Raw genomic sequence first — 9,627 nt, forward strand, 5'->3', positions numbered from 1 at the left:
ATTACCGGTTAACTTTGCTTCCCAAACGCCCCCTATGCAAGCAGGTCCCGTTCTCATCCTTGGCGCCAACTCCGATGTGGCAAAGGCCGCCATCGCACAATACGCCTCCAAAGGCCATCACATCATGGCAGCGTCCCGTAACACCGCGGAGCTAACGGCTTTCGTGCATACTTCTGTACCTGGTCCCGGGCGGGTGAGCATCCTGTTCTTCGACGCGGCGGATTTCGCAGGCCATGCAGCCTTCTACCGCTCTTTGCCCGAAAAACCGCAGATCGTCGTGTATGCGGCGGGATACCTGCATCACAACGAAGCGGCCATGCTGGATTTCGAAGGGAGTTTCAGAATGATGCAGGTGCATTACGCAGGAGCGGTTTCCATCCTCAATATCATCGTCACCGATCCGGAAAATACGCGGCTGGAAAGGATCGTGGGGCTTTCTTCATTGTCAGGCGTCCGCGGGCGGAAAAGCAATTTTATTTACGGGAGCACCAAATCCGCGTTCACACAATATCTCGCTGGCCTGCGGCAATACCTGTTCAGCCGGAAAGTAACGGTGAACGTGATCGTGGCGGGCTATATCAGGAGTAAGATGACGGCCGGGCTCCCGCTGCCGGAATCCCTTATGCTGGAACCGGCTTTCATTGCCAACGCGGTGGTCAACGCCGGGAAGCGGTTCTCCATCGTACCGGGCTTCAAATGGAAACTGATTTACCTTGTATTGAAATATTCGCCGGAACGGCTGGTGGCGAAGCTGCCATAAAAAAACGCCTTGCAGGAATGCAAAGCGTTTTCAATGTTAAATAAATCTCAGCTATTATTCAGTCATTTTTTGCCTGAGTGCGGCTTCCTTCTCCCCGTTCCAATACGCACAATCCAACTCCATCAACACGGAGGTGTAAGGCAATTTTTCATCCGTCTTCACCACCACCACGCGGAACAGATTTGCTACCGCGTCCAGTTTGGCAAAAACGGAATCATGCAGCATCTCCTGCACGGAACTTCCCGCCAGCAAAGCTTTCACCGAATCGCGGAATGCGCCGATGCCCTCACTTTGCGTTTCTGTTATGAAACCCAGTTCTTTATCACGGTATAAAATTGGCGTAACATGCCCCGGTTCCTTCACCATGGCGAGCACTTCTTTCAAAACGGGCAGCAAACGCTCGCCGGAATTGATGTAGGTGATGCCCGGCGATTGTAGTTCCGGAAAAGCCTGGTCTGCCACGACGATCCAGTTGCGGTGGCCCAGTGCCGGCAATTGATCCGCCAGCTGTTGCCGCCACGATGTTTTATTTTCCGGTGCTTTCGCGCCGCAAGCCGCCAGCAGCGGTAGGGCCAGCACAAAAGCCGCTTGTAATAATCTTGCTGTCATTTACACCAATTGAATCTGTAATGTTTCTCCTTCCTTCATTTGCAGGGTTTGCGGGAACCGGATCCGGACTTCCTGCCCATCGCGTTCCAGACTGGCGGCAATTTTCTTTCCACCCAACATTGCCGTTACGGCCGATGCGGCCGTTTGCAAACGCAGGGTACGCAGCTGAAGGGTCCCATAACCCAGGGAGAGGCTGCAGCGAAGACCGCCTTTGCCGCCCTGCTGGCTGAAAGTGCCCCAGCCTTCCGCCGCCGTAAACGGAGCGCGGAATTGCTGCTTCCCGAATGCTGGCGCGAACCGCATATCGCCTTTGGGCCCATGGTACTCGAAGCCGCATGCCGTGATAAATGTGCCGTAGCTTGCCATCGCGCGGGCGTAGTGGTCGCTGCACTCGATCTCGTTGTATGGATTGCGTTTGGCGGCATGGTACCGGTCGTGGATGGCGCGGGTCAGCACCAACGCCTCGTCGGTCATCCCTTCCGCCATCATGTGGCTGGCCACCTGGTGCTCGAAACCGGACATGCACTCATGGAAATACCCGAGCTGCCACGTGACGTTTTCGCCGAAGGGTTTCTCTTCGTTATGCGGATTGGTATTCATGATCATACCGCCTTCGCCCGCCAACGCATAAGGCCGGCCGCCAATGTGCGTTTTAATATAAGGCCCCACATCCATCGTAAAGTTGTATTTCCAAAGGGAGCGCAGCGCGGAGAGCGTTTGCTCCTTATCCCACAACCTGCCCAATCCCACCTGGAAAGCCCAGCTCTGGCCGTAGACCTGGTCGATGTGGCAGGTGTTGTAGGAACCGAGTTTCTTGCGCCCTTGCACCGCGTCGGGCCGGTGAATGAAATATTCCCCGTTGAACAGGTGCTTCGACATATTCGCATTGCCTTTCTCCACATATTCGCGGCAGCGCGTGGCAAATGCCGTATCCTCCATTTCTTCCGCCATGAATTGCGCGGCGCGGGCCGCGGCGAGGCAAAGCCCCACGATCCAGGCGATCTCTCCTTCCCAAACCGCGTCCAGCGTGTTTTCCATAGGCGTATCGGTCATGCCGTCGCCGTTTTTGTCCTGCGCCAGCATGAAGTTCACCGCCTTCCTGATCTGCGCCCAGTTGCGGCGGAGGAACGCATCGTTGGCGCTCATCTGGTGCTCGCGGTAAATTCGCAGAATCGTGCCCGCCTGCCCGTCGATCGCCGGCCGGTGCTCATATTCAGCGCGGAAAATAATTCCTCCGTCGTCCTGCATGGCGTTGCCTAGGTCAGTGCGCTGGCGGGTATCGCTTTCCAGCGAAGGGAAAATGCGCCCCATCGCCTGCGCGTATTGCCATACATGCGTACAGGTGCCCTCGCAGGCGTTCACGCCCTCCCAGCCCCAGAAGCGCCCGCTGGCAAAGCGGTACGTATTGGCGGTGGCAAGCGTGCCGATATTGAGGAGCGCCCGCTCCAGGAACCAGTGCGGCAGCGTGGAATCGTAATACGTTTTGTGCCAGCGGAGCGTTTGCCCCCAGAGCTTAGCGAAATTCTCCGCCAGGTAATTGGCCACGGAACTGGCACTTTTAAACTGCGTCGCGTACCGGTAACCTCCCTCCGCGTCTTTCACTTTGGAGGTTTTCTTTAACGGATGATTGAAGTGCCAGGTCAGGATGAACTGCGCCTCCAAGACAGCTCCCGGCGCCAGTTGCTTTTTCGGTCCCGCGAGGGAAGCCACTAATTTTGCATCGGCTTCGGTTGTCGCATTTTCAGCCTGCGCCGTAAAGAAATCTGCCGTCACCGGCCAGGGCTGCGCATTGGCATTCGCCGTGGCCCCGTCTCCGATATAAGCAATGCAGGTGGTGCCGTCGTCAGGCCGGGACAAGTCATTCGTATTGCTCAACGAAGAAGTAACATGTGTATATCCTTGCCCATAGGCCACGTGGTTCCACTTCTCGCCGTCTCCTTTCTTCGCGGAAATTTTCCGCGCGCCGTTTTCCAGCCACCCCGCCACCGCCGCGTGAACCGGCTGTGCGGATACGTTTTTGATGCTGATATCGAACACTGTGGCGGGGAGCCCGCTGTTGCCGGCATCCAGCGGGATGAAGATCCCTCCGGCCCGGAGCGTCGCTTCCAGGGGAAATTTCTTGTGCTTGTAACGCACGGTGGCCACGGGATACGTGGCTTCGAAGCTCACTTCCTCCCAATCTTCCTCCCGCAATTCCGCGATCATCGTTTTACCGCCCGTTTCCGCGATCACCGCAAAACCCTGGTCCAGCACACGGCGGTTGGCCGCAATGGCGGGCTCTACATAACTGGCGCCGTCGCGGTTACGGACCTGCCGGTCGGCCACGCCATCGTTCCACAGCACCGTCTTCGGCTCGATGCCCTCGCGCTCGTCGTTGTAAATGCTCCAGAGCCACAGGCGGCCATCGCCACCGAGATACACCGTTCCGGTATGCAGCCCGCCGGCCGGCATGCCGATATACCGCAGCTCGTTTTTCGTTTTCGTGTAGGTCGTTGGCATGGTGCGCTGGTACAACGAACGAACCCAGGCGGGATCGAGCTGTTTGTCGGCCGGGATGTTATGCACCGGCAGCATTACGCCGGAATATGGCGCCTTTGGCGATGCGAGCGCTTCCAGCCGGAGGCTGAACAATCCTGCCGCGGCGAGGCCCGCCTGGCGGATAAAATTTCTTCTTTCCATAGTCTTTTTTTGGTCAGGCTACAACGGCAGCCAGTATTTGTAACCCTTCCCCCGCACCTGTTCCCAGCTTTGCGGCTGGTAAATGGAACCGTTGCGAACGGTCTCCAGCGTGAGGTCGGAACTTTCAAAAGTCAGCACATCGGTATAATCCTCGCCGATCACGTTCTTGTAATGCAGCGTCAGTGTTTTCAGGCGCGGATCGTAGGAATTCTCTTCGCTGACGGCCTGCGTAGTGGCGTAGGCGAAGGTTTGAAAAGGAAAATCGTTATTCCCGGAAAGGATCGGGTCCATCCGGTACACCCCAAAGTTGCGGTCAACGAGCGACAGCAGGTTGTACATGTACCCCGCGCTGTGGAATCCAAACATCTCGAAACTCCATCCCGCCGTTCCCCAGATCATGTACTTGTCTTTCAGCTGCGGATCATCCGTAACACTGAGTGGCGTAATATACTTGTATTTCCGCACACGCCCGTCGCTATTGTTTTCCCCGGGATTGCTCATGATCATCACCGAAGTATAGCGGCCCGTAGGGATTTTCGGGATGGGGAGGCCCGACCAGTTGACCGTCTTCCCCTGGTTCACCTGCAAGCCCGCCACCATGAAATTGGTGTACTGCCGGCTCAGCGGTACATTGTCGGCGCGAAGGATCTTCATGGGGAAAGCATACTTCCCGTATTCCGCCATTTTGCTCCTTTCCACCGGCACGGTAAAAATCAGCCCCACGGAAGAGCTGCCCTTCGGCACATTTACCACGAACCCGTTTTCCTTCTGATCGAAAGGAATGTTGGAGGTGTATTCAGCGGCGGAGGGAATGACCATTTCCGCATTCTTCAGGATGTTGTAATCTTCCAGCGCCTCCTGGTCAAAGCCCACGACGATCTTCATATCCTGCGCCGCGGGCAGCGAGCCGCCGATGCCGACTTTAAACTTGATTTCGGCCATGAACGTCTTGTCGTCGATGATGGTATCGGAATCATATTGCTCGTTGAGGTACTTCAGCGTGTCCATGAACGTATGCACCTCGATACCGGTGATTTCCCTTTCAGCGGCGGAAGTGGATTCCGCGGAAATGATATACGCTTCCTGCTTGTAGAATTCCTTATTCTCATAGTCGTTCTTCCCGCAGCCATGCGTGGCGGCGGCGAAGAGCGCGATGTATAAAATGTGATTGCGTTTCATGTTTGTTGGATTTAAAGGTGCTACCATCCGGGATTCTGCGTCATCGTGCCCCAGTAATTGGCTACTTCCTCAAAAGGAATGGGCAGGAAGTAGTTCTTAGGGCGGAAGATATAGCCGTCGATCACCGCGCGGTCGTAAAATCCGCCATCGGGCGAAGTATAATTGCAACCATACACGAGCCCGCCCATGCCCTGGCTGTTGCCCCATTTATCACGGGTCGTTTTGCCGGCGTCTTTCCATCGGCGCGAATCGAAATACCGCTTTCCTTCGAACGCGAATTCCACATGCTTTTCACGCTTGATGCGCTCGCGCATCACATCCTGTCCCGCTCCCGCATAGCCCGGCAGGCCCGCCCGGAAACGGATGAGGTTCAGATATTTCAGAATGTCGGGATGGCCCGGCTCGATTTCGTTCAATGCTTCGGAGTAGCTGAGGTAAATCTCCGCCAGGCGCAGCACGTAATAAGGTTTGTCGCTGCTGCCGCGCGACCGCAGATCGTCTTCCGCCACCCATTTCACGATGGAATAGCCGGTGCGGATGGAAGGGCGGTCCGACTGGATGAACCCGTCCATGGCATTCGCTTTATAATCCGAATAGTACAGCGTACCATTATTCTGCTCATATCCCCGCCCGATAAACCCGACGGTTGCATAAAAACGCGCTTCGCGGTTCAGGACGCGGTTCGGCACCCTGGCGTTGGCATTGGACAGCTTAAAACCGGTGATGATAGGCGTATGCGCTTCTTTCCCGCTGCCGCTGATGTAATAACCATCCCCGTTCTCCGCAATCCCCACATCATGATACAAACCGTTGTCCTCTTCGTTGATCGTGCTGCCGTTGTTCATGAAGAAAGCGTCCACCATCTTCTGCGTAGCGCATAAAACACCTTTCACTTCTCCGGCTTCCCCGTTGTTGTAATTCCGCGGGAAGCCCAGCAGCGACAGGTGGTCCGTCTGGTATTCCAGGTTCACCTGCCAGATGCCCTCTTTGTTCCAATAGCTCTCCCCACCGGAAAAAAGTTCCTTGAACGAACGGTAGGGATCGATGCCCGCGGGGCCGTTCGGCCAGGCCACCGTATTGCCCGCGAAATTGCCCAGCGGAACGGTGGTGTAGCCCTGGTTGGCCGGCGCCGTATGCAGGTCGAATACGCCGAGGTCGATCACCGCCTTCGCCGCATTGGCGGCTTTGCGCCACTTTTCCGGGTCGTTGGCGGTGGCGAAATAATTGCGGCCATTCGCATCTTTGAACCCGTTGTAATCGGGGTTGCCGTTTACCAGCGGACTGGCGTCCCAGAGCAATACCATCGCTTTCAAAGCCATGGCGGCCTCTTTGGACGGGCGCCCCACTTCCGACACCAGGATGCGGTCCTTCTCCGGCAACTCCGCCGTGCATTTGTCCAGCTCGGCTATCAGGAAATTCACGCACTCTTCTTCGGTGTTCCGGTTGGTCGGCATGGCTGATTCATCCGAATAGTCCACCGTTTTCTCCACGATCGGGAAAGGCCCGTACATCTGCAGCAGGGTGTAATAATAGAAAGCCCGGAGGAAGCGCGCGTCGGCCGCATATCCTTCCACTTCTCCCGGCACGAGCAATTTGTCGTTCGCTTTGTGATGATTTTCGAGGAAGAGGTTGCAGGTGCGGATGGCCCGGTACGAATTCGCCCAGAAATTGAACAATACATTGTCAGCATTGAACTTCCCCTGCGCAAAAACGAGGCTGGTATACACATCCCGGCCGGCATGCCCTTCGTCGTAGTTGGTATTGAACGGCCAGGTGTAGGCCATGTCGGTGTAATTCGGAATATGCCCGTAGCAGGCCGCCCAGGCCTTGCGGATATCGATGCGCTGTGTCCAGATATCGTTGAGGTTGTTTACTTCGTGAAGGTATTCGTCCGCCTCCAGGTAATTACAACTTACGGATTGCATGGCGAGCAGTACGATGGTTGATATTTTAAGTATGCTATTTTTCATACACAATTTTTAAAGGTCAAATCCTATTTCCAAACCCAGCGACAGCGTACGTTTCAACGGATACGCGAAAGATGATTCCTGTTCCGGGTTCCAGTCCTTGAAACGGGAGAAGGTGACCACATTATCGCACCGGCCGTAGTAGTAAATGCTTTTGAAAGGCGATTTGCTGGTCCGGGGAGTCCAGTTGTATCCCAGTTCCGCGTCGGCGATGCGCACGTATGTCGCTTCGCGCAGCCAGAAAGTGGATACCTGGGCGTTGTTCTGGTTGTCGGTCCCGAAGCCAAGCCGGGGATAAGTAGCGTCGAAGTTTTCGGTGGCCGCGCTGCCGGAATAGGAAGCGGGCGTCCAGTGGTCCTTCACCGCAGCAGTGTACACGGCGCCGTTATTGGTGCCGCCGGCATTGTAGGGATTGAACGGAATCCTGCCGCCGTTGATGGACCGGTACAAATTCGATTTACCGATAGCGCGCGTGGCGAACGTCCATTTGCCGTAACGCAGGTCAATGGCCAGGGAATAGCTCCACTTCGGATACTTGTTTCCTGCCCAGATCCGGTCGTTCGGCGTGATGACACCGTCGCCATCGATATCTTTATACTTAATGTCGCCCGGCATCACCTTGTTCCAGGTTTGCACCGGACTGTTGTCGATATCTTTCTGATCCCTGAAAAGCCCCAGCGCGATGTAATTTAGCTGGCGGCCGTAATCCAGCCCGATGCCGCTCTGGTAAGCTACTTTGGGGTCCAGCTGTCCGTTTTCGAGGATGGTATTTTTGTTGTAGGAAACGATGCCTTTGATATAACTGATCTTGAACTTCCCGAACGATTTGGCATAGGTCAGGTCGAAGTCGATACCTTCCGACCTGGATCTGCCGAGGTTGGCGCGCGGCGTGGAAGGAAGGCCGAGCGTGGCGGGCAGGCGGCTCAGGTGAATCAGCTGATCGTCGTTGGTGTAGCGGTAGGCGTCAATGATGAGCTTCAGCGCACGGAACAAACCGATCTCAGCACCCAGGTTCAATTTCTTGTTACGCTCCCAGGTCAGGCCCAGCTGCTCCAGCCGCGATTCACCCACACCGGGGATGAGAATCCCGCTCCCGGCCGCACGCCCGAAACCGAAGGTATACCCGCGCACGGGGCCCGACGTCGCCATGTACCCGAACCGTTCCGCGTTTCCGAACGATCCCACCATGCCGTAAGACACGCGGAACTTCAGGAAGTCGATCTTATCTTCCATCCCGCTCCACCATTTCTCCGAAGAAGGCACCCATCCGAAACCGATGGAAGGGAACGACGACCAGCGCTTATCCGGCGTAAACATCTGCGAGCCCGAAGCCCCGAAGTTGATATCCGTGAAATAGCGGTCATCCCAGCCCAGCGTCACCCGCCCGGCTACCGACTGCTCCCGGGTGGGCAGCGCATTGATCAGCAGCGTGGCGCCCGAGCCTGATGGCGCATCCGTCAGGAACTCGCGCTGCTTGTAAAGCATCAGCCCCGTTACAGACAGTTTCTGAAAAAAAGTGCGGCCGTAGTTCAGGCTGCCCTGCACTTCGATGGTGCGGTTGCCGGTAGGCGCCACATAAGTAAATTGCATTTTGTCGTCGACATCCGGCGTTTTGTTGATCGTTACCAGGTTGCCGTACTCATCACGCCCGGTCCCCATGTGGCTGTTGGCGAAATCCGGCGCGTGGCGCTGATAGTTTTTCACATACCGGTGCTCGTAAAAGTTGCCTTTCGTGAACGAGGCGATACCATTCAGGAACAGCCCCTTCGTGACAAAATCCAGTTTCTGCGTGAGGTTGATGTTGGTGGACATGTAATTCTCATACCGCTTCAGGAAGCCGGTTTTGTTCAGCAACGACCAGGGATTGACGATCCCCGCCGGTTCCTCCGGCGCCGTGCCATTCGAATACTCGGCCGGGAACAGCGTGGGATTGATCATGTTCATGATGTTCAGCAAATTCCCTACGCCCTGCCCCGGCTCGGTGGTGGTATTGTACCGCCCGTCGAAGCCCAGGCCCAGCGAAGTGGTGGGCGAAAGATCGGCTTTGAGGTTGGAACGGAAGTTGAACTGGTTATAATTGGCGTTGTTGTCGTTTTTCGCGTTGAACATGCCCTTCTCGTTATAAAAACCGCCGGACATGTAATAGGTCACCGCGTTGCCGCCGCCGCTGATGTTGAAGTTGGCGCGGTTGGAGCGGTTGTTCTGCTTTACCATCTGTTCGTACCAATCCACATTGGGATAAAAATCCATGTCGTTATCGCCGAACTTTCCAATCTCCTCATCCGTATAAAACGGCCGCTTGCCGCGCACGGCCAGCGCTTCGTTGCGCATCCTGGCGTACGTGGGCGCGTCCACCCATTCGGGTTCGCCCTGCAGGTCGCTGCTCACGTCGGTGTGGATAATCATGACGTAGTTGCCATCGATGGGCACGGC

At 56.0% G+C, this 9,627-nt stretch carries 6 protein-coding genes; 1 reads left to right on the forward strand and 5 read right to left on the reverse strand.

What is annotated here, in order from left to right:
- Positions 1-34: 34 nt before the first annotated feature.
- Positions 35-760, forward strand: a complete 726-nt coding sequence (locus Q0510_RS00410; RefSeq protein WP_298707223.1) for an SDR family NAD(P)-dependent oxidoreductase — start codon at positions 35-37, stop codon at positions 758-760.
- Positions 761-814: 54 nt separating this feature from the next.
- Here Q0510_RS00410 and Q0510_RS00415 read toward each other — a convergent pair whose 3' ends face one another.
- The 5 genes from Q0510_RS00415 to Q0510_RS00435 all read right to left on the reverse strand — a co-directional run.
- Positions 815-1,369, reverse strand: a complete 555-nt coding sequence (locus Q0510_RS00415) for a hypothetical protein (RefSeq protein ID WP_298707224.1) — start codon at positions 1,367-1,369, stop codon at positions 815-817.
- Positions 1,370-4,048, reverse strand: a complete 2,679-nt coding sequence (locus Q0510_RS00420; protein ID WP_298707226.1) for a GH116 family glycosyl-hydrolase — start codon at positions 4,046-4,048, stop codon at positions 1,370-1,372. It lies immediately after the preceding gene.
- A gap of 18 nt (positions 4,049-4,066) precedes the next feature.
- Positions 4,067-5,227 carry a DUF1735 domain-containing protein gene (locus tag Q0510_RS00425; protein WP_298707228.1) on the reverse strand — a complete coding sequence of 387 codons (1,161 nt, stop codon included), beginning with the start codon at positions 5,225-5,227 and terminating at the stop codon, positions 4,067-4,069.
- A gap of 20 nt (positions 5,228-5,247) precedes the next feature.
- The gene (locus Q0510_RS00430; protein WP_298707230.1) at positions 5,248-7,197 is read right to left on the reverse strand and encodes a RagB/SusD family nutrient uptake outer membrane protein; all 1,950 of its coding nucleotides are present in this window, start codon (positions 7,195-7,197) and stop codon (positions 5,248-5,250) included.
- Between the two features lie 9 nt (positions 7,198-7,206).
- A partial coding sequence (locus Q0510_RS00435) for a SusC/RagA family TonB-linked outer membrane protein (protein WP_298707232.1) occupies positions 7,207-9,627 on the reverse strand: 2,421 nt, incomplete at its 5' end.

The sequence above is a fragment of the uncultured Chitinophaga sp. genome (genome assembly GCF_937874145.1).
Lineage (GTDB): Bacteria > Bacteroidota > Bacteroidia > Chitinophagales > Chitinophagaceae > Chitinophaga.